This is a genomic window from Mycobacterium sp. H4Y (genome assembly GCF_000364405.1).
GTDB classification, from domain to species: Bacteria; Actinomycetota; Actinomycetes; order Mycobacteriales; family Mycobacteriaceae; genus Mycobacterium; species Mycobacterium intracellulare.
The window spans coordinates 828942-850421 of record NZ_AKIG01000001.1 but is presented as its reverse complement, the minus strand read 5'-3'; the positions used below and the strand labels follow the sequence as shown (position 1 = coordinate 850421).

The 21480-nt window shown below is 68.7% G+C and carries 12 protein-coding genes and 1 tRNA gene; 6 read left to right on the top strand and 7 right to left on the bottom strand.

All coding sequences use genetic code 11. The features are described 5' to 3' along the window. Positions 1 to 65: 65 nt before the first annotated feature. Positions 66 to 2432 (bottom strand): MMPL family transporter, encoded by a 2367-nt coding sequence (locus tag W7U_RS03895; protein WP_008255087.1) that lies wholly within the window; start codon positions 2430 to 2432, stop codon positions 66 to 68. A 194-nt stretch (positions 2433 to 2626) separates the two neighbouring features. On the opposite strand from W7U_RS03895, the gene W7U_RS03890 reads away from it, so the two are divergent. From W7U_RS03890 to W7U_RS03875, 4 genes are all read left to right on the top strand, one after another. Beyond that, positions 2627 to 3865, top strand: coding sequence for a GNAT family N-acetyltransferase (locus W7U_RS03890; protein ID WP_008255085.1), 1239 nt, complete (start codon positions 2627 to 2629; stop codon positions 3863 to 3865). Positions 3866 to 4045: 180 nt separating this feature from the next. Further along, positions 4046 to 4118: transfer RNA gene (locus tag W7U_RS03885), tRNA-Lys, on the top strand. Positions 4119 to 4247: 129 nt separating this feature from the next. Then, complete coding sequence (locus tag W7U_RS03880) at positions 4248 to 4514, top strand: hypothetical protein (RefSeq protein ID WP_008255084.1); 267 nt, start codon at positions 4248 to 4250, stop codon at positions 4512 to 4514. Positions 4515 to 4622: 108 nt separating this feature from the next. Continuing rightward, a complete protein-coding gene (locus tag W7U_RS03875; RefSeq protein ID WP_008255082.1) occupies positions 4623 to 6362 on the top strand; it encodes a DUF3556 domain-containing protein in 1740 nt (579 codons plus the stop codon). On the opposite strand, the gene W7U_RS03870 is transcribed toward W7U_RS03875, so the two are convergent. Next, complete coding sequence (locus tag W7U_RS03870; RefSeq protein WP_008255080.1) at positions 6349 to 6576, bottom strand: DUF3618 domain-containing protein; 228 nt, start codon at positions 6574 to 6576, stop codon at positions 6349 to 6351. The genes W7U_RS03875 and W7U_RS03870 overlap by 14 nt on opposite strands. 104 nt (positions 6577 to 6680) lie before the next feature. Here W7U_RS03870 and bcp point away from each other — a divergent pair, with 104 nt between their 5' ends. Continuing rightward, positions 6681 to 7154: a thioredoxin-dependent thiol peroxidase gene (bcp, locus tag W7U_RS03865; RefSeq protein ID WP_008255078.1), complete on the top strand. Its 474-nt coding sequence runs from the start codon at positions 6681 to 6683 to the stop codon at positions 7152 to 7154. Here the strand turns inward: bcp and W7U_RS03860 are convergent. Beyond that, the gene (locus W7U_RS03860; RefSeq protein WP_008255076.1) at positions 7151 to 8527 is read right to left on the bottom strand and encodes a cytochrome P450; all 1377 of its coding nucleotides are present in this window, start codon (positions 8525 to 8527) and stop codon (positions 7151 to 7153) included. The two genes, bcp and W7U_RS03860, sit on opposite strands and share 4 nt — an antisense overlap. A gap of 135 nt (positions 8528 to 8662) precedes the next feature. On the opposite strand from W7U_RS03860, the gene W7U_RS03855 reads away from it, so the two are divergent. After that, a complete protein-coding gene (locus tag W7U_RS03855) occupies positions 8663 to 9103 on the top strand; it encodes a nitroreductase family deazaflavin-dependent oxidoreductase (protein ID WP_008255075.1) in 441 nt (146 codons plus the stop codon). Here W7U_RS03855 and W7U_RS03850 read toward each other — a convergent pair. The 4 genes from W7U_RS03850 to W7U_RS03835 form a co-directional block, all read right to left on the bottom strand. Then, positions 9100 to 10434 (bottom strand): dipeptidase, encoded by a 1335-nt coding sequence (locus W7U_RS03850; protein WP_008255072.1) that lies wholly within the window; start codon positions 10432 to 10434, stop codon positions 9100 to 9102. The genes W7U_RS03855 and W7U_RS03850 overlap by 4 nt on opposite strands. A 99-nt stretch (positions 10435 to 10533) precedes the next feature. After that, positions 10534 to 10926, bottom strand: coding sequence for a holo-ACP synthase (locus tag W7U_RS03845; protein ID WP_008255070.1), 393 nt, complete (start codon positions 10924 to 10926; stop codon positions 10534 to 10536). 9 nt (positions 10927 to 10935) lie between these two features. Beyond that, positions 10936 to 20190, bottom strand: coding sequence for a type I polyketide synthase (locus W7U_RS03840; protein WP_008255069.1), 9255 nt, complete (start codon positions 20188 to 20190; stop codon positions 10936 to 10938). A 551-nt stretch (positions 20191 to 20741) separates the two neighbouring features. Continuing rightward, positions 20742 to 21464: a DUF1906 domain-containing protein gene (locus W7U_RS03835; protein ID WP_008255068.1), complete on the bottom strand. Its 723-nt coding sequence runs from the start codon at positions 21462 to 21464 to the stop codon at positions 20742 to 20744. Positions 21465 to 21480 lie beyond the last annotated feature (16 nt).

The following is a 21480-nucleotide window of genomic DNA, read 5'->3' as shown; positions in this document are numbered from 1 at the left end:
TCCGACCCATCCCGGATCGGCGCCGCGGTACCGGTCGAAGGCGTTGCCTCACAACACATGTCGGGTCACCCGCGCCCCGTCGTGGCCTTGGTGGGCCACCGTCTGATCAGTGCGCGGCCCGCGTCGGGCGCGTCGCGGGCCCAGCGGCCGCGTCCGACCGCGATCTCGCCGTCCTCCCCGATGGCGGACCGTTCGCGCAGCCAGACCAACGGCCGCGGCGCCCACCACGTCCAGCGGCCCAGCAGGTGGATGAACGCCGGAACCAGGACCATGCGCACCAGGGTGGCGTCGACCAGCACGCCGAGCGTGAGGCCCAGACCCAGCATGCGCATGAACGACACGTGCGCCGGGATCAGCGCGGCGAACGAAATCGACATCACCACCGCGGCGGTCGTGACGACGCGGCCGATGCCGGCAATGCCCAGGGCCGCACTCTCGTCGGTGGCGGCGCGCGCCTCGGCCGCGGTGGGCGGCGTCTCGCGCATGGCCTGCGAGGCCAGCCAGTACTCGTGGATGCGCGAGACCAGAAAGACCTCGTAATCCATGGCCAGCCCGAAGGCGATGCAGAACAGCAGCACGGGGATGTTGGCGTTCAGCGTCCCGTTGGGGGTGGTGCCCAGGGCGCCCAGGTGGCCGTCCTGGAAGATCCACACCATCGCCCCGAACGCCGCCGTCAACGACAACACGTTGCACACCAGCGCCTGCACCGGCAGCACCGCGCTGCCGGTCAGCAGGAACAGCAGCGCGAACGTGATGAGGGCGATCAGGGCGAACACGATCGGCAGACGCTGGGTGATCGCGTCGACGCTGTCGCGGTTGATCTGCGCGAGCCCGGTCATCTGAACCGCGCGCCCGCCCGGCCCGGCGACCTGATGCAACCGGTCCAGCTGGGTGTTCGAGGCCTGCGAATAGAGCGGCGCGGTGGTGGAGACGGTCAAGAACGCGCTGCCGTTGGCGACACCGGTGGGGGCGACGGGCGGCCCCACCCGATTGCCCTCGGCGAACGTCCCGGCCGGTGCGCTGACGGACGACACGTCGGGCACGCGCGACAGGTCTGCGGCGTACCGCTGCAGCTCGGCGGGGGTCACGCCGCGGGCGTCGGGCACGACGACGGACACCTCGGTGCCGAACCCGTTCGCGAAGTCGTTGTCCAGCATGTCGGCGACCTGGCGCGCCGACGCGGATTCGGGCAGCACGCGCTCGTCCGGGAAGCCCCACTTCACCCCCAAGAACGGCGCGCCCAGCAACAGCAGCAGGGCCACGACGCTCAGGCCGATCGGCATGGCGTGGCGCAGCACGTACCGGGTCGATCGGTACCAGAACTGCTCCTCGAGTGGCTGGTGTGCGTGGTCGCGAAACGACCGCTGTCCGTGCAGGATGCGGTGCAGCACCCGTCGGGCGTCCAGCACGTGCAGTCGGGGCCCCAGCAGCACGATCGCCGCCGGGGTGACCACCACCGCGGCGATCGCCACGATGATCGCGGTGACCACGATGGTGTAGGCGGACGATTTCAGGAAGTACATCGGGAACAGCGCCATCACCGCCATCGACAGCCCGACGGTCGTGGCCGAGAACAGCACGGTCCGGCCGGCGGTGGCCATGGTGCGATACAGCGCCCGGTCGCGGTCCTCGGTCCGGGCCAGCTCCTCGCGGTAGCGGGTGATGATCAGCAGGTTGTAGTCGATGGCCAGGGCCAGGCCCATGGCGATGCTCAGGTCCAGGGCGTAGGTCGACACGTCGGTGGCGAAGCTGATCAACCGCAGCACCGACATGGTGCCGACGATGGCCAAGAGGCCAAGGACGATCGGCAGCGTCGCCGCCACCACACCGCCGAGCACCCAGACGAGGACCGCGAAGCTCAGCGGGATCGCGATGGACTCCATCAACAGCAGATCCCGCTGGTTCTGCCCGTTGATCTGCGCGTATGCCACGGCCATGCCGCCGGCGCGCACGGTTACGCCGTCGCGGTCGTGCACCAGGTCGCTGGTGAGCGTGCTGGCGTACTTCTGCGCGTCGTTCTCGCCGCCTTTCAGCCCGGCGACGATCATCCCGGATTTGTTGTCCTTGCTGATCAGCTGGGACGCGGCCTGGGGGCGATCGGGCGGCATGGTCCACGCCGACGACACGTTGAGCACCCATGGCGATCGTTTCAGCTGGTCGACGATGCCGGTGGCGACCCGGCGCGCCGATTCGCTGCGGACGCCGTCCGGGGCCGTCACCACGATCAGCATCTGCTGATCGGTTTGGTTGAACCTGTCGCGCAGAACCTCGGTTGCCCGCGCGGACTCCGAGGTCGGGTCCTGGAAGCCTCCGCCGGAAAGGCTGTTGACCACCGGAAGCCCGAAGACTGCGGCCCCCACCAGCACCAGGAAGGCGATCCCGACGATACGGCGCGGGGCGGCAATGGCTAGCCGGGTGATTACCTGCAGCATGGCGTATCGCCTACCCGAAACCGCGCCTTTTGACCCGCCCCAGCGCCGACTGTTCGCATCGAGCAGTCACCCGGCGGCGGCCCACGAGGTTTGACCATCTGGTACTCGGGTATCGAACGTAAAAGCACACTCAGCACGTGGATTCGGTGTGCGCAGTGCCGGATTGCCTGGGCTACAAGCGGATTGGATGTGCAATGAACACGACGGACGACGGCACCAACATTCGGCATCCAAGCGAAGACGACTGGCAGGCGGTGTTTGAAAATCAGGCCCGCACGTTCGGCGATCCGGTGGGTCCCGAAGATCTCGAAGCGTGGAAACGCCGAGTCAACCTCGACGACATCCTCATCGCCGAGGACGTCTCCGATCCCGAGCATCCGTTTCTGGTGGGAACGTCGATCATCTACCGCGCGCAGCTCACCGTGCCGGGTGGCGCCAACCTGCGAGCCGCGTGGCTGACGATGATCGCCGTCGCGTCAACGCATCAGGGCAAGGGGCTGTGGGCGCAGCTCAGCGCGAAGGGACTCGGGATTCTGTTGGACCGCGGCTATCCGATCGTATGTGGGGTCCCGACGCAGACCGCGATGTACGACGGCTTCGGCGCCGGGGTGGCCAGCTACAGCCACACCTATTCGATCGACCGCCGCTTCGCGAAGTTGCGGGCCGCACCGAGCGGCAGCCGGGCACGCGAGGTCAATGCCGCCGAGGCGAGACGACACTTGCCAGAACTCTACGAACGGTGGTGTGCCGCAACCAATGGCGCGATCACCCGGGACGACGCGTGGTGGGCCGACTACCTGGACGACCGGGAAACCCAGCGGGGCAACGGGTCGGCGCTGCATTACACGATCCATCCCGACGGCTTCCTGACGTATCGGATCGTCGGATCGCAACAGCATGCGTTTCGCCCGCCCCTGGGCACGGTGGTTGTCGAGGACTTCTGCCCTATCACCGAGGAGGCTCACACCGAGCTGCTGCAGACGCTGTTGGTCCTGGAGATGTTCTATCGCGTAGAGATCGACGTGCCGGGCGACGATCCGCTTCCGCTCAAACTCACCGATCAACGCGCCGCGGAGATCAAGGGCGTGAGCGACTTCCTGTGGGTGCGCATCAACGACGTCCCCGAGGTGCTGGGCGCCCGCACCTACACCGCCGATACCGACATCGTGCTCGACGTCACCGACCCGCTTCAGCTCGCGGGCGGACGGTTCCAGCTGCAAACACGCGGTGGCGCCGGGAAGTGCACGCCCCACGACGGGACCGCGGACATCGAGATCGGCCTGGCCGACCTGGCCACCATCTACATGGGGGCGCACCGGGCTTCCCAGCTGGCCCGGGCCGGCCGCATCACCGAAGTACGCGCGGGCGCGCTGGCCGAACTGGACGCCGCCTTCGCCACCGACCGCGCGCCCTTCTGCGGCACGGTGTTGTGAATGAAACTGCGCGACAGTACCTTTCGTCTTCCATGCAGATCGCGCGGCGAACGGTTGACGACGGCCCAGCCCGGCAAGGCCCAACCGGCTGCGCGGGCACGCTATCCTGGGAAACGGTCGGGATTTCACTCCGCGGCAAGACGCCTGTTATTGTCGCCTACGCGGTCTGACTGACCACAAGCGCCGTTAGCTCAGTTGGTAGAGCAGCTGACTCTTAATCAGCGGGTCCGGGGTTCGAAACCCTGACGGCGCACAGCTCACCGATAGTTCATCGTTCGGTGGCTTTTGCTTCCACACTGGCGCCAGTGTCTCGGATCTCCCTTTTCATGGCCCTCGCGGGGGACCTACCATCGCTGCGACGGTGTTTGTCCAGAGGGGACCTGTGAAAACAGAGCTGAAGTGGGTCGAACCCCACGAGGGCCACTTCCACGCCAACATCGATGACCGCAGCGAGTACCGCGTCCACGCGGTCTCCACGGGAGGCTTCCGCGCCGAACGGGTCGACGAGGGCTTCGTGCACCACGATCTCGGCCGGGCGACCGACGCCGCGGGAGCGCGGGCGATCTGCCAGGACCTGCACACGCGGGCGATGCGGCGCGCGGCGTGGGAGGCGTACATGGCCGAGAACGATCCCCCGGGTTGGGAGTAGCCGGCGCGGGCCCAGCCACCAGTTGCCGTCGTATCCCCCCGCGAAAGCCCTTCGTACAGGTAATTTCTTGCTGGCACCGATTGGTCTTGCCGCGTCGAAGGAGCTGCAATGGGGTTCATCCGGCCCAATCTGCCCGTCGTCGACGTGGCCAACTGGAGCGCACGACCACGCGCCGAACGCATCGTGCCGATGGCCCGCCACATCGCCCAGCACGGCTTTGGCACCCCGCTGGTGATGCACGTGATGTACGGCGTGAAGATCGCGCTGTACATCCTCGGCGGCTGGCTGTTCGCGTGGTCCACGCGGGGCATCGGTGGCTTCACTCAGGTCAGCGCCTGGTGGGCGGAGCCGATCGTGTTCCAGAAGGCCGTGCTGTACACGATGCTGTTCGAAGTCGTCGGCCTCGGATGCTGTTTCGGTCCGCTCGCCGGGCGCTACTTCCCACCGATGGGTTCCATCCTGTACTGGCTGCGCCCCGGCACCATCCGGTTGCCGCCCTGGCCCGACCGGGTGCCACTGACCAAGGGCAGCAACAGAACTCCCGTCGACGCGTTGCTCTACGGTGTCCTGCTGGCGCTGCTGGTGTTCGCGCTGCTGTCCGACGGCACCGGCCCGATTCCCGCCCTGGACACCGCGATCGGCGTGCTGCCGCGGTGGCAGACCGTCGCCGTCCTGGCGGTCCTGGCCCTAATCAGCTTGCGCGACAAGGTGATCTTCCTGGCCGCGCGCGGCGAGGTGTACGCGCCGCTGACGCTGACGTTCCTGTTCGCCGGGACGGACATCGTCGTCGGGGCCAAGGTCGTCTTCATGGTGATCTGGCTCGGCGCGGCGACATCCAAGCTCAACAAGCACTTCCCGTTCGTGATCTCGACGATGCTGGCCAACAACCCGTTCATCCCGTCGGGACCGCTCAAGCGGTCGATGTTCAAGCGCTATCCCGACGATTTGCGGCCCAGCGCACTGGCGGGTTTCATCGCCCACTTCTCGACCGCGGTCGAAGGGCTGGTGCCGCTGGTGCTGTTGTTCTCCCACGGCGGCTGGCCGACGGCGCTCGCGGCGTTCGTGATGATCGTGTTCCACCTGAACATCCTGCTGGCCTTCCCGATGGGCGTGCCGCTGGAATGGAACGTGTTCATGATCTTCGGCGTGCTGTGGCTGTTCGTCACGCACGCGCCCCTGGGCCTGTCGAACATCGGCAACCCGTGGCCGATCGCCCTCCTGTTCGCCGTGATGGCCGGGACCGTCGCAGCGGGAAACCTCTACCCGCGCAAGGTCTCCTTCCTGCCCGGCATGCGCTACTACGCCGGCAACTGGGACACCACCCTGTGGTGCGTGCGCCCGTCGGCCGACGAGAAGTTCCGCGTCGGCTCGCGCGCGCTCGGCCCGATGCAGCACCTGCAGCTCGAGCGGTTGTATGGCAGCAAAGAGGAAACCCTGGTACCGCTTCACCTCGCGCTCGCCTTCCGCGGCATGAACACCCACGGGCGCGCGCTGCTCACCCTGGCGCACCGAGCGATGGCCGACTACGACGAGGACGACTACAACCTGTGCGAGGGGGAAGTCCTGTGCGCAATGGTTCTCGGCTGGAACTTCGGCGACGGGCACATGCACAACGAGTGCCTCATCGAGGCGCTGCAGCAGCGGTGCCGGTTCGAGCCCGGCGAGGTGCGGGTCGTGATCCTCGACGCCCAGCCCATCCACCGGCAGCGGCAGGAGTACCGGCTGGTCGACGCGGCGACCGGGGAATTCGAACGCGGCTACTGCGAGGTCGCCGACATGGTGGTGAATCAGCCCTGGGCCGACGACATTCCGGTGTACGTCCAGAGCGACCGCGTCAGCGGTTCCTGACGCGGCGAACCGCCACGACCACGACCAACGCCCCGACCCCGGCCAGCGACGCCAGCACCACGGGCTTCTGCACGAACCCGATCACCCGGGCCTTGAGGTCGTCGGCGAGGCGACGCGGGTTCGCCCGCTCGGCGAGGGAGTCGACGGTGGCCGCCAGCTGGTCCCGGGCGACGTCGATGTCTCGCTTGATGGCTTCGGGGTCGCGGTCCGCCACTGTGTCCTCCAAGTCGCCCACTATCCGGCTCATGCACCTGCCCGAACTACCCTAGATCAGCTGGCGGTAACCCCGACGCTCCGGTGAACAGAAAGGGCCCCACCTTGACCGAGACCACGCGGCTTGCACCCGGCGACAAAGCGCCCTCCTTCAACCTGCCCGACGCCGACGGCAACAAGGTGTCGCTGGCCGACTACAAGGGGCGCCGGGTCATCGTCTACTTCTATCCGGCCGCGTCGACTCCCGGGTGCACCAAGCAGGCGTGCGACTTTCGGGACAGCCTGGCCGAGCTCAACGGCGCCGGCCTCGACGTCATCGGCATCTCCCCCGACAAGCCAGAGAAGCTCGCCAAATTCCGTGACGCGGAGGGGCTGACGTTCCCGCTGCTGTCCGATCCCGATCGCAAAGTGCTGACGGCCTATGGCGCCTACGGCGAAAAGCAGATGTACGGCAAGACCGTCACGGGCGTCATCCGCTCGACGTTCGTGGTCGACGAGAAGGGCAAGATCGCCGTCGCGCAGTACAACGTCAAAGCGACCGGCCACGTCGCCAAGCTGCGCCGCGACCTGTCCGTCTAGCTGATTACGGCGGCCTCGGTGTACTCGGTGATCGGCCGCGCGATCCCCTGTTCGTCGCACACCCGCTGCAGCTTCTCCAGCGTCTCGTCGATGCCGGGTCCAAGCCGCCTGCCGGGGGTGAAGGTCGCCGGAAGGTGCTGCATGCCCTGGATCACGCCGATGGTCGGATAGTGCACGGTGCCTTCGGGGTCGCAGCGGTAGTCGGGCATCCGGTCGAGGACCGCCGTGAGCATCGACTTGAACACCACCCGCGCGACATTCGAGCCGATGCAGCGGTGGATGCCTAGCCCGAAGCTGAAGTGCCGGTTGTTCTTTCGCGCGAGGTCCAATCGATTCGGATCGGGGAACACCGCGGGATCGCGGTTGGCCATCGCCCAGGACAGCCACAGGCGATCGCCCTCCTTGAACTGCGTGCCCGCGATCTCGAGATCGGCGGCGATCGTGCGGCCGTCCCCCGGCGCGGGCGTGAAGAAACGCAGGAATTCCTCGGTCGCCGAGGCGAGCAACGTCTCCGATTCCCGCCTCAGCAGTTCGCGCTGCTCGGGATTTTCGCCGAGCCATTCGAGCGCGTGCGCGGTCAGCGCCGTCGTCGTGTCGAAACCTCCGCCGATGATCAGGCCGAGCATTCCGAGCAGTTCGGCGTCGGGGGCGGGTTCGCCGTCGATCCGCAGTCGTGCCAGCGCGTCCACTATGCCGGGGCGCGGATTCTCGCGGATCTCGAGGAGGTGGTTGAACAGGTCCGCGCCCATCGCCATCGTCTGCTCCAAAACCCTTGGGGCGTCCGGGGAATCGGCGGGCGTGTAGACGTTGGCGTGGGCCGGCTCGCAATAGAGTTGCCACTTCTTCAGCGGAACGCCCATCAGGGCCAGCGTCAGGACGGCCGGCACGACGTTCGCGAGATCGTCGACGAAGTCGATCCGCCCGGTTTCGATCTTCTCGTCGATGCTGGCCCGCACGATCTCGTCGACGAATGGCTTCCAGCGTTTGATGGCCGCCGGCGACAGGTAGGGGTTGAGGATGCTGCGGTAGGCGGAGTGCTCGGGTTCATCCATCTCGAGCATGCCGCCACGCACGCCGGTGCCCTGCGGAATCGTGGGAATGGTGATGCCCTTGTAGCCGGTGCCTTCGCCGGTGACGTCGTGGTCGTTGGACACGTGCGGGCATCGCGCGAGCTCGAAGACCTCCCGGCTGCCCGCCGCCACCCAATGCCCGTCGTAGGTGTCGGTCCACGCCACCGGGCACTTGGCGTGCATCTCCTCGGTGATTGCGGTGAACCGCTCGCGGTACTCCGGGGTGTGGCGATCGAAGTGGTAACGGTGGGTCTTGCCGGCCTTGGTGGGGGTGATGCCGGTGAGGGTGTCTTCCGTACTCACGGTGGCGTCTCCTGCGGACGAGTGGCTGCTGCCTGTAGAAGCAGTATGCGACGAGACTGTCGGTCTCGTTAAGCATTCGCGCGGCTTGTCGGCTCATCTGGCAGAGATCCTGTCCACGCGGCGATACTGGCTTCCATGAGTTCCCTCGCCGAGAAAGCGCTCACCGGATTCATCCGGTTCCACGATCACGTGTATCGCGGAACTCACGGCTGGATCGGGCACCGGATGATGTGGATGCCCAGCCTGTTGCTGCACACGGTTGGTGCGAAGACGGGCGCGCCACGCACGGCCGCGCTGGCCTATGGCCGCGACGGCGAGGACTACCTGGTGACCGCGTCCAACGGGGGCGCCGCGCGCTCGCCGGGCTGGTACCACAACGTGAAGGCGCGCCCCGAGGTGGAAATCAACGTCGGCCCGCGGCGTTTCGGCGCCACAGCGCGTTCCGTCCTGCCCGGCGACACCGAATACGACCGGCTGTGGAAGATCGTCAACAAGGTCAACAAGGGCCAGTACGCCAGGTACCAGGAGCAGACGTCGCGCCCGATTCCCGTCGTGGTGCTGACGCCCAACCGCTAGGCCAGGTTGGCCAGCAGCAGCGCCTCGCTGATCGCGGCGCGTTCCAGGACCCCCAGGTGCAGGCTCTCGTTGATGCTGTGCGCCTGGGTACCCGGGTCTTCCACGCCGGTGACGAGGATCTTTGCCTGCGGGAAGGCGGCGGCGAATTCCGCGATGAACGGGATGGAGCCGCCCATGCCCATATCGATGGGCTCGGCCCCCCACGCCCGCCGGAACGCCACGCGGGCCGCGTCGTAGACGTCGCCGCTGGCCTCGATGGCGTAGGGCTCGCCGAGGTCGCCGCGGGTGACGCTGACGTGGGCGCCCCACGGTGCGTGGCTTTGCAAATGGGCGGTGAGGGCGTTCAGGTGCGCGGCGGCGTCGCCGCCGGGGGCCACGCGCATGCTGATCTTGGCCCGTGCCCGCGGGATCAGCGTGTTCGACGCCTTCTCGATGGGGGTGGTATCGATGCCGATCACCGTGATCGCGGGTTTGGCCCACAGCCGTTGCGGCACCGAGCCCGACCCGATCTCCGACACGCCGTCGAGCAGGCCGGAGTCGGTGCGGACCCGCTCGGCCGGGTAGTCGGGGTAGTGCAGCGCGGCGGTGTCGGTTTCGTGCAGGCCCGCCACGGCCACGTTGCCGTCGTCGTCGTGCAGGCTGGCCAGCAACCGCACCAGCACGGTGAGCGCGTCGGGCACCACCCCGCCCCACAGGCCGGAGTGCAGCCCGTGGTCGAGCGTGGCGACCTCCACCACGCAGTCGACCAATCCGCGCAGCGACACGGTCAGCGCCGGGGTGTCGACACTCCAGTTGTCCGAGTCGGCGATGACGATCACGTCGGCGGCCAGCGTGTCGCGGTGGGCGGCAAGCAATCGGGCGAGCGAGGGCGAGCCGGATTCCTCTTCGCCTTCGACGAACACGGTCACGCCGACGGGCGGCCGGCCGCCGTGTGCCCGAAAGGCCGCCAAATGCGTTGCGATACCGGCCTTGTCGTCGGCGCTGCCGCGGCCGTAGAGCCGTCCGTCACGTTCGGTGGGCTCGAACGGCGGCGACGTCCACTGGCCGCGGTCGCCCTCGGGCTGCACGTCGTGATGGGCATACAGCAGCACGGTCGGCGCGCCGGGCGGCGCGGGATGGCGCGCGATGACCGCGGGCGCTCCCCCCTCGCTGACGATCTGCACGTCGCCGAAACCGGCCTGCGACAACAGATCTGCCACCGCCTGGGCGCTGCGGTGCACCTCGGAGCGCCGGCCGGGATCGGCCCACACCGATTCGATGCGCACCAGGTCTTCCAGGTCGCGCCGCACCGACGGCAGCACCTCGCGGACGCGGTCAACCAGATCGCTCATGTCTTCCTCCTACGCGCGCGCCGTCGAGTGTGGGGGCCAGGTACGAAGACCGGCGTGAATTCGTCCAGAGGACCCACACTCGAAGACAGAGGGAGGAGCCTACGTCGTCTCCAGGATCGCCACCGCGGCAGCGGTGTCCCCCTCGTGCGTCAACGACACGTGAATGATCACATCGGCCAGGTGTTTGGCGATGTCGCCGCTCAACCGCACCCGCGGCCGCCCCCACATATCGGTGACCACCTCGATGTCGCGGTGGATGTCCTCGGGCAGCACGGGCCGCTGCGCGAAGCGAGACCCCGACCATGCCTTGATCACCGCCTCCTTGGCCGCCCAGCGGGCCGCCAGGTGACGCGCCGCCGACGAACTCTTGTCCGAGGCGTCGCGGCGCTCACCCGGGGTGAACGTCTCGGCGAAAACAGTTCCCGGCTGGTCGACCTGCTCGGCGAAATCAGGGATGGAGACGAGATCGATGCCTACTCCGACGATCGCCACGCACCGACCCTAGCCGACGTAAAGATCGTCTTCGCCGAGGCGGGCGTCGGCGTTGAGCAACATCGCCGCCTCCTGACGCTTCTCCGGCTCGTCGTGGTTGAACCGCCGGTCGGCCGGCTTCTCATACATCGGACGCCCGCCGGCGATCGCGGAGGCAAGCCGGCGCTGACCGGCCAGCAGGCGCTGCTCGGCCCGCTTGCGGTAGCCGTCCCGATCGGCCGGGTCCAGCGCGGCGATGAACGCCTGCGGGTGCACCAACGCGATCAGACCCGACACGTGGCCGAAGCCGAGGCTGGTCACCAGACCGGCCTTGAGCGGGAACTTGCCGCGCAGGTCCAAAGCCTCACGCACCCAGACGAAGTGACCGGCGGTGGCCAGCTCGTCGTCGACGCAATCCAGGCTGCGGTTGGGCGGGATGACGCCGTCACGCAGCATCTGGCACAGGCCCATCAGCTGGAACGCCGCCGCGCCACCCTTGCTGTGACCGGTGAGGGTCTTCTGGCTCACCACGAACAGCGGGTTGCCCGGCGACCGGCCCATCGAGTCGGCCAACCGCTCGTGCAGCTCGGTCTCGTTGGGGTCGTTGGCCAGCGTCGAGGTGTCGTGCTTGGACACGACCGCGATGTCGTCCGCCCCCACACCCAGCTTGGCCAGCGAGCGGGCCAGCTGCGAGTCCTTGCCACCGCGGCCGGCGCCGAGGCCTCCGAGCCCGGGCGCCGGGATCGAGGTGTGCACACCGTCGGCGAAGCTCTGTGCGTAGCCGACCACGGCCAGCACCGGCAATCCCATCTTGGCCGCCAGCGCGCCGTTGGCCAGCAGGATGGTGCCACCGCCCTGGGCTTCCAGGAACCCGAGGCGGCGCCGGTCGTTGGCGCGCGAGAACTTCGAATCGCTGATGCCCTTGGCCCGCATCATCTCGGTGTCGGCGGTGGCCGCCATGTCACCGAAGCCGATGATGGCCTCCAGGGTCAGGTCGTCGAACCCACCGGCGACCACGAATTCGGCCTTGCCGAGCCGGATCTTGTCCACGCCCTCCTCGACCGACACGGCGACCGTCGCGCAGGCCGCGACCGGGTGCACCATCGCGCCGTAACCACCGACGTAGGACTGCATGACGTGGGCCGCAACGACGTTCGGCAGCACCTCCTGCAGGATGTCGTTCGGCTTGGCCCGGCCCAGCAGGTTGCCGTGGTACATGGTCTGCATCGAGGTCATGCCGCCCATGCCGGTGCCCTGCGTGGAGGCCACCAGGCTGGGGTGCACCCAGCGCAGCAGCTCGGTCGGGGTGAAGCCCGAGGACAGGAACGCGTCCACGGTCGCCACGATGTTCCACAGCGCCACCCGGTCAATGGAATTGGCCATGTCCGGGGTGATGCCCCACACCGTCGGGTCGAACCCGGTGGGGATTTGCGCGCCGACCGTCCGCGACAGCTTGGTCTTCCTCGGAACGCGGATCTCGGTGCCCGCCTTGCGGATCACCTCCCAGTCGCTGGAGTCCGGCACCGGCCGGGCCACGGTGTGCTCGGGATCGAACTCGACGAACGCACGCGCGTCGGCCTCGCTGGACACCACGAACGAGAAGTCCTTGTCGAGGAACACACTGACCAGAAGCGGTGAGGCGTGATCGGGATCGATCGCACCGTCGTCGACGAATTCGCGGATGCCGCACCGCTCGACCACGGCGTCGTGGTAGCGATCGACCAGCTCCGACTCGTCGACCAAGTCGCCGGATTCGGTGTCGTACCAACCGGGTTGGGGATCGTCCTCCCACTTGACCAGTCCGGTGGTCCAGGCCAGCTCGAGCACACCGGCCGCCGACAGCTCGCCGGCCACCTCCATCTCGAAGCGGGTCCGCGACGAACCGTACGGCCCGAGTTCCGCGCCGCCGACGATGACCACCAGGTCGTTGAGGTCGACGTCGAGGTCCGCCCATTCGGGGGGCGGCGCGGGGCTGTAGCCGCGCGGTGGGGACGGCAAGGCGGCGATGCCGCCCTCGGCCTCGGGCGCCTCGGGGTCGTCGTCCTCGCCCGAGGCGGATCGCTCGCGGGCCTTGGCGGCCAGCTCGGCCATGTCGAGGTTGGCCTCCCCGAGCCCACCGGTCAGGTCGGCCTTGATCGGCTCTGCGGCGGCCGCCACCTTCGACTCGATGTCGCAGAGGGCCAACAGCATTGCCGCCATCTCGTCCGTCGAGTACGTGGTGACGCCGGCCTCCTCGACCGCGTCGACGATGGCGTCGTTGTGGCCCATCAGCCCGGTGCCGCGGGTCCAGCCGATCAGCGCGTGCGCCAGGCTGACCCTTGCCGCCCACGAGGATTCGGCGTGCCAACGACTCACCAACGCGTCGAGCGCCGACTTGGCCTCACCGTAGGCGCCGTCACCGCCGAACATTCCGCGGTTGGGTGAACCGGGCAGCACGACGTGCAGCCGCGACGCGATGTCGCGCTCGGCGCCGATCTTCGACAGCCCGCCGATCAACCGCTGCACCGCCCACAGCAGCACCTTCATCTCCATCTCGGAGCGGGAGCCGGCCTCCGACAGGTCGCCGACGACGCGCGGCGCCGCGAACGGGAACAGCAGCGTCGGGGTCTGCGCGTCCTTGATGTGAATCGACTGCGGCCCAAGGCTTTCGGACTGCTCGGTGCCGACCCACTCGACCAGGGCGTCGATATCGGAGTAGGAGGCCATGTTGGCCGCGACCACCCACAGCGCCGCGCCGTAACGAGCGTGGTCGCGATACAGGCCCCGGTAGAACGCCAGCCGCTCGTCGTCGAGCTTCGACGTTGTGGCGATGACCGTGGCGCCGCCGTCGAGCAGTCGCGCGACGACCGACGCCGCGATCGAGCCCTTGGAGGCCCCCGTCACCACGGCGACTTCGTGTGCGTAGGGGCCGGGATCCGGATTCTCGGCGCCGGCCGCGATCCGGCCGAACAGCGACGCGTGGATCTGCCGGCCCGCGGACAGGGCCTTGCCCTGCCACCAGGTGGCCTGGGTGGCCACGACATGACCTGCGCCCTCGAACCTTTCGGACAGCTCCACCCACCGGGCGTCGATGTCGCCCTCGTCGGTCAGCCACAGCTTGACCAGGTCCTCGCGGGCGCTGGCCCACCGGTCGTCGAACAGCACCGCCTTCTTCGGCTCGAACACGGGCGCGACCAGGCGTGGCCAGTCCGCGCCGAGTTCGGCGGTCACCAGGTCGATCAGCTCGGCATCGGTGGCCGCCGGCGACGCGCTGACCGGGTCGTCGAGGCCCAGCTGGTTCAGCACCAGGCGGGCCGCCGACGCCAGCACGCCGTCGCGTCCGGTGATCTGGGCGGTGAATTCGCCCAGCGCGGCCGCGTCGATGGTCGCACCGCCACCGCTACCGCCCGACGACGGCAGCGCGACCGAGATGCCGTGGCGCGCGGCGACGGACGCGACCGCGGCGTCGATGGCCTTGTCGACGGCGGCGGCGTCGGCCAGGGCCCCCTCGTGCAGATGACCCATGGCGCCGCCGCGGACGCTGGTGCCCTCGCGGGTTCCCAGCGCGACTTCGACCGTGACGTGCTTGGCCCAACCCTCGCCCAGCTCCCAGGTCTTCTTGACCCGCTCGGCGATGGCGGCGGGCCGCTTGCCCGACGGGCCCAGCACCGTGCGCAGCTGGTCGTTGATCGCGTCGGAAAGCACTGGGCCGTAAGGCTTGTAGGTGCGCGCCAGCTTGGTCACCTGGGCGCGCAGCCCGGCCAGGTCGGCTTCGGCGGCGCCGTCGATGGCGCCGAGGTTCAGCTCCGAACCCAGGTCCACCAGCAGCTGGTTGCGCCGCGATGAGGCACCGTCGGTGATGGATTCGATGGAGTCCAGCTCCTCGATCTGGTCGATGCGCATCTTGGCCGACAACGCGATCAACGCCAACGTCGCGTCGGCGGCGTCGAATCCGATGTCGTCGGGGCGCGGGCCCGATGCGGCGGCCGCCGGTGCGGGGGCGGCCGGGGCGGCCTCCACCGGCGAACCGGATGCCTCCGGCGCCTCGACCGCGACCTCGTCGACCTCGGGCTCCGGCTCGGGATCGGTGTCGGTCGCGAACAGCACCGCGGCGTCGCGCTCGGCGTTGAGCACTTCGACTGTGCTGTGGGCATATTCGGGGAGCTTGAGCGTGTTGGTGGCCAGCCCGGCGACGGTCGGCGCGGACTTCACGCCGATCTCGACGAACCGCTCCACACCCAGGCCGCCGGCGGCCTCCTCGGTGAACAGCAGGTCCTGGGTCTCGATCCAGCGCACCGGGCTGGCGAACTGCCAGGCCAGCAGCTCGATCAGGACGGTGCGCGCCATCTCGATGCGACGCTCGGCGAGCCAGGTGTCGTAGTCGGCGAGGATGGGGTCGAGCGGCTCGGCCGGCACCAGGTCGCGGATCTCCTGGATGAAGTCGCGGTCCAGGGTGAACGGGCGGGGCACCAGGTTGGGGATGTAGCGCCCGATGATGACGTCGGGATCCTTGTCGCGCGGCATGACCCGGTCGAGGGAGCGCCGGAACTCCGCGACTCCCACCCGCAACACCCGCGAGTGGAACGGCACGTCGATGCCCGGAACCAGGATGAATGAGCGCTTGCCGCCGGTGATCTCGCGACGCCGCTCCACCTCGGCCTCCAGCGCCTCGAGCCCGCGGACCGTGCCGGCGATCGCATACTGCGAGCCGCGCAGGTTGAAGTTGACGATCTCGAGGAATTCGCCCGTGCTCTCGGCGATTCCCGCGACGAACCCCGGGACCTCGTCATCGGGGAGGTCGATCTGCGACGGCCGGATCGCCGCCAGCCGGTAGTTGGACCGGCCCAGCTCGTCGCGGGGCACGATGTCGTGCATCTTCGATCCACGGTGAAACACCGTCTCCAGCAACGCTTCCAGCTCATAGATGCCGGTCACGCAGGCCAGCGCGGTGTACTCGCCGACGGAGTGCCCGCAGGCGATCGCGTCTTCGACGAAGGCGCCCTGCTCGCGCATCTCGGCGACCTGCGCCGCCGCCACCGTGGCCATCGCGACCTGGGTGAACTGCGTCAGGTACAGCACCCCCTCGGGGTGGTTGTAGGGCACCCCGCTGGCGATGATGCTGGTCGGGTTGTCGCGCACCACGTGCAACACCGAGAAGCCGAGTGTGTCGCGGGTGAACTTGTCCGCCTTGTCCCACACCTTGCGGGCGGCCTTGGACCGGGCGCGGACGTCCATGCCCATGCCCTTGTGCTGAATTCCCTGACCGGGGAACGCGTAGACGGTGTGCGGGGCCGCCAGGCGTGCCGTCGCCGACATCACCAGGTCGGATTTAACCTTGGCGGTGACCTCCAAAACCTCTGCGCCCTGGTCGATTCCGACGCGGTCGACGCGGAAGGCGACCTCGTCACCGGGCCGCACCATGCCCAGGAAGCGCGCGGTCCAGCCGATCAGTCGCGCCGGCGGGCGGGCCTGGCCGTCGGTGGCGGTCACCGCGTGCTGGGCGGCGGCCGACAGCCACATGCCGTGCACGATGGGCGATTCCAGCCCGGCCAGCAGCGCGGCGGCCCGGTCGGTGTGGATGGGGTTGTGGTCGCCGGACACCACCGCGAACGGTCGCATGTCGACGGGCGCGGTGGTGGTGACGTCGCGGCGGCGCCGACGCGGAGTGTCGGTGGCGTTTTCGGAGACCGCGCCGCCGGCGCGCACCGGGTCGGCAAGTTCTGCGGCACCGGTGCGTCCGAGGATCGCAAAGCGCTCGTCGAGGGTCGCGATCACCTCACCGTCGGCGCCGGCGATGGTGACCGAGACGGGAACGACGCGCCCCATGTCGGTGTCGGCGGCCGCCAAAGCCGTTGCGGTGATCGTCAATTGGGCCGGGTTCTTCGGCAGCGCGCCGACCATGTGCGCGGCGTGGTCGAGATGCACCAGGCTCAGCAGCCCCTCCACCACCGGGATGCCGGTGTCGGTGACCGCCGAACCGATTGCGGAGAAGACCGCGGGCCAGCACGGGCCGACCAGGGCGTCGGGCACGGTGGTGAGGCTGGGCGCCAACGGCTCCCCGAAGGTGGCCGTGACACCGGTGTGGTCGGCGACGCGCTCGGGGTCCCAGTCCACCGTGACGGTGGCCGTTCCGTCGGTGACCGGGGGCATGAACTCCGGCCCGTCGACGCCGGCGGCGATCGCCAGCACCGACCGCATGGCCGTGGCGGCGTCGTCGGTGGAGACCACCGGCGTCGCGCCGTCAACGGTGTTGGGGGGCAAGGTGAACGGAATCTCGACCCAGACCCCTGACACCGGGACGCTGAGGACGACGCGGTCGCCTTCGACCTGCAGCCGCGCCCCGGTCGACGAGTGCGTGGCGCGGCGGCTTTCGGGTCCTTCGGAGTCTCCGTGCACCAGCCACTCGGAGGGGTCGGCGATCCGGTGGACCGGATTGATCGCGGTGCGGCCGGCCCACTGCACGTCCGGGGCATCCAGCACGACGGCCAACGGCCCGGTCACATCCGCGCGGCCGGTGCGGCGCGACGTGACGGCCGTCGGCTCGATCCCGGCGGCCAGCGCCTCGTCGACGGCCGCCTGCTCGAAGCGGTCCAGCAGTTCACCGACGGGTTCGTCCATTCGGGTGATCCCCGCGACGGCCGCGGTGCCCGGAATGATGCACACCTGGTCGGCGTCGTAGCGGGCATCGTGGGCCTGCCACAGCGAGTCGCTGCGCCACCAGCGCCGCACATCCTTGTCGATGACCGGCACGAAGTTGACCGGCTTGCCCACCGTCTTACACAGGGTGACGAAGAACGGAACGTCGGCCGGGTGCAGTTGGACGGTCTCGGCGTCGGGGTAGCGCTCGAGCAGCAGATCGATCGCCGCCCCGGGGTTCTCCAGCAGGGCCTCGTCGTTGAAGAGCGTCTCGATGGGGCCGAAATCCTTTGGGTGCAAACGCGCTTCGGCGCGCTGCAACATCTGCTGGAAACGGTCGCGCCAGGTGTCGGCCAGCCACGGGCTGCCCGGTGAGGCGGTGTCGGCGGTGGAATCGCCGTCCCCGATGGCCAGCTCGACGTAGCGCTGCAGCCACTGCAGGTAGGTCATCTCGCCGGCGTCGCCGAAGTACGGCTTGGCGGTGGTGGCCATCGCCGCGATGATCTCGTCGCGGCGCTGAGCCACGGCGTCGGCGTCACCGGCGACCTCGTCGAGCAGCCGTCCGCACCGCGAGGCGCTGTTGTCGATCTCGTGAATGTCCGCGCCGAGCTGGCTGCGGCTGGATGCCATGCCACCGGAGGCTTTCCCGGCGCCGATCCACTGGTCGGTGCCCTGGGTTTCCACCAGCATCCGCTTGACCGACGGCGAGGTCGTGGCCTCCTTGGCCGCCATTGCCGCGGTGCCGACCAGGATGCCGTCGATCGGCATCAGCGGGAAGCCGTAGGCCTGCGCCCAGCGCCCGGACAGGTAGTCGGCCGCCCGCTCGGGCGTGCCGATGCCGCCGCCGACGCAGACGGTGATGTTGGAGCGCGACCGCAGTTCCGAGTAGGTCGCCAGCAGCAGGTCGTCGAGGTCTTCCCAGGAGTGGTGGCCGCCGGCGCGGCCGCCCTCGATGTGCGCGATCACCGGTTTGGTGGACACCTCGGTGGCGATGCGGATGACCGAGCGGATCTGCTCGACGGTGCCGGGCTTGAAGACGACGTGACTGATGCCGACGTCGCCCAGCTCCTCGATCAGCTCGACGGCTTCCTCGAGCTCGGGGATGCCGGCGCTGATGACCAGCCCGTCGATGGCCGCGCCGGACTGACGCGCCTTCTGCACCAACCGCTTTCCGCCGACCTGCAGCTTCCACAGGTAGGGGTCGAGGAACAGCGCGTTGAACTGGTAGGTGCGACCGTCCTCCAGCAGCCCGGAGAGCTCGTCGATCCGGTTGGCGAAGATCTCCTCGGTGACCTGCCCGCCTCCGGCGAGCTCGGCCCAGTGGCCGGCGTTGGCCGCGGCGGCCACGATCTTGGCGTCGACCGTGGTCGGGGTCATGCCCGCGAGCAGAATCGGCGAACGGCCGGTCAGGCGGGTGAACTTGGTCGAGAGTTTGACCCGGCCGTCGGGCAGGCGAACCAGCGTCGGCGCGTAGCTCGACCAGGCCCGCGCCACCTCGGGGACGGCGCCGACGGTGAAGAGGTTGCGCTGACCCCCGCGGGTGGCGGCGGGCACGATGCCCACACCCAGGCCGCGGATCACCGGTGCGGTCAGCCGGGTCAGGATGTCACCGGGACCCAGGTCCAGGATCCACCGGGCGCCGGCGTCGTTGACGCGGGTGATCTCCTGCACCCAGTCGACCGGGCGCACCAGGATGGATTCCGTCAGTTCCCGGGCCAGGGCGACGTCCAGGCCCACCTTCTCGGCCCAGGCGCCGACGATGTCGATGCCGTCGGCCAGGCGGGGGGTGTGGAAGCCCACCTCGACCTGCACCGGATCGAACACCGGCGAGAAGACGTCGCCGCCGCGCAGCTTGTTCTTCCGGTCGGCCTCTTCCTTCTCCGAGATCTGCTGGCAATAGAGCTCGAAGCGGGACAGCTGTTCGGGGGTGCCGGTGATGACGACCGAACGGCGGCCGTTGCGGATGGACAGCACGGGCGGCAGGACGGTCCGCACGTCCTGCGCGAACTCGTCGAGCAGCCGGCTGATGCGCTCGGGGTCCGCATTGGTGACCGACACCATCGGCGGCCGGTCGCCCAGCACGGAGATCCCGCGGCGACGGGCCACCAGCGTCCCGGCCGCGCCGATCAGCTGGGCCAACGCCAGCAGCTCGACGTCGCGAGCGCCCCCGCCCTTGAGCGCCTCGACGGCGAGCACGCCCTGGGAATGCCCGGCGACGGCCACCGGCGGCGTCGCGCTCAGATCCATGCCTTGCCGCGCCAGCGCGCGCACGGCCGCGATCTGGGTGAGCAGCACGCCCGGGATCGATACCGCGGCCGAGGTCAGGTGCTTGTTCGACGGGATCGGGTCCTCGGCGGCCAGCGCGCGGACCCACGTCAGCGGCTCGAAGCCGATGGGACGCACCACGACCAGCTCTTTTGCCACCGGCTCGAGGAGCAGTTCGACCTCACCGACCAGCCCCGCCAGATCCGATTCGATGCCGGCCGACGACACCAGTTCTTCGAGGGTCTCCAGCCAGGCACTGCCCTGGCCACCGAACGCCACGGCGTAGGGCTCACCGGCCGTCAGGCGGTCGACAAGAGCGTGGGTGTCCCCGGCTGGGTGCTTGCCTCCCTGCGGGCCCTGCCCGTCGCGCTCGGCGGACACCCGGTCATGCTCGTGGATTGTCACCTTCTCTGTCTCCCCTGGTATGCGTCTTTACGTCTCGGTTCGTATGGGCGGTCACCACCAGAGGGTGGGCACTCGCCAGTGCTCCTCGATGCGGCGTGGTTCAGCGTCGAATCACAGCCGGGAAACGGCGGCCGGTGCGTTGTCGGCGACCGCCCGGATGGCGCTGAGCGGTGCGACGGACTTCATCGGCTGTACTAAGAGTGTCATAAGATTCCACCCCCGTTTTGCGTGGTGATCGGTTACTGGCGAGTTCTACGCATGGGTAACCGTGTCCTGGGTAACACGGGGTTTGACCGGCGGCGCGGACGCGATTCCCAAACCTGCTGCATGCAGGTGGTTACGGTCGAGTAGCTATAACTGCGCAGATCAAAGCAGTTTTGTTATCGAATCGTTATATAAATTTTTGGGGCCGCGGAGCGCCGTCTGAGCGGCATCACCGATGCCGACCGCCGGGCGGGCACACCGACCCGACGCGAAAATGAGCGAACGAGTGTTTGCTGGGCTTTCTAAGAGTCCGCATCCCGGTCGGACCGGACGACGATGTGGGGCCGCTAGGCCCACTGCCCGAATTGGGGCTTGAGGATCTCGTTGATGTCCACGCCCACCCCGCCGACGCTGCGTTTGTCGATCTCAACCTGGTGCAAGTGGGCGGCGGGATGGGCATACCCCTTGGGCGAGCCCCAGTTGTGCTGCCAGAAGTAAGAGCCCAAACCGTCGTGCAGTGCCCAGTCGATGGTCTTCGAATTGGCGTACACGCCTGTGCGCTGATGGCCGATGACCGACTCCCACGACCGCAGGTACGGCGCGATCTGGCTCTTGTACTGCTCATAGGAGGGGTCGTCGTCGATCGAGGCATAGATGGGCGCCGTGGCGGGGCCGCCGGCCGCGGCGTGGAGCTGCATTCCGCGTTGCGCGTGCTGCAGGCCGGCGTTGGCGCCGCCCAGCCAGTCCGCGGTGTTGCCCTTGCCGTACTGGTAGCAGGAGACGATCTTGAGTCCATTGCTGTGCAGGTCGCGCGCCTCGGCAACCTGGATCGGCTTGCCGAGCATCCACTTGCCACCGGGCCGTCGATCAGAGACGTACCGGATCGATCCCACGGCGCCCGCGGCCCGGATCTGGCTGGCCGGGATGACTCCGGCCGCGTAGTCCAGCAGGGTGCCCAGCGACGCCGAGGCCGGCGCGGCGCCGAGCGACGCGCCGGCGGCGCCCAGACCCAACAGGGCAGGCGCCGCGGCCGCGTATTTGAACAGGTCGCGCCGCGAAACCGATGACACAAGCCACAGGGTACGA

Coding starts and splice junctions, on each gene's coding strand:
- W7U_RS03895 (WP_008255087.1), bottom strand. CDS start 2,432: ATGCTGCAGGTAATCACCCGGCTAGCCATTGCCGCCCCGCGCCGTATC.
- W7U_RS03890 (WP_008255085.1), top strand. CDS start 2,627: ATGAACACGACGGACGACGGCACCAACATTCGGCATCCAAGCGAAGAC.
- W7U_RS03875 (WP_008255082.1), top strand. CDS start 4,623: ATGGGGTTCATCCGGCCCAATCTGCCCGTCGTCGACGTGGCCAACTGG.
- W7U_RS03855 (WP_008255075.1), top strand. CDS start 8,663: ATGAGTTCCCTCGCCGAGAAAGCGCTCACCGGATTCATCCGGTTCCAC.
- W7U_RS03850 (WP_008255072.1), bottom strand. CDS start 10,434: ATGAGCGATCTGGTTGACCGCGTCCGCGAGGTGCTGCCGTCGGTGCGG.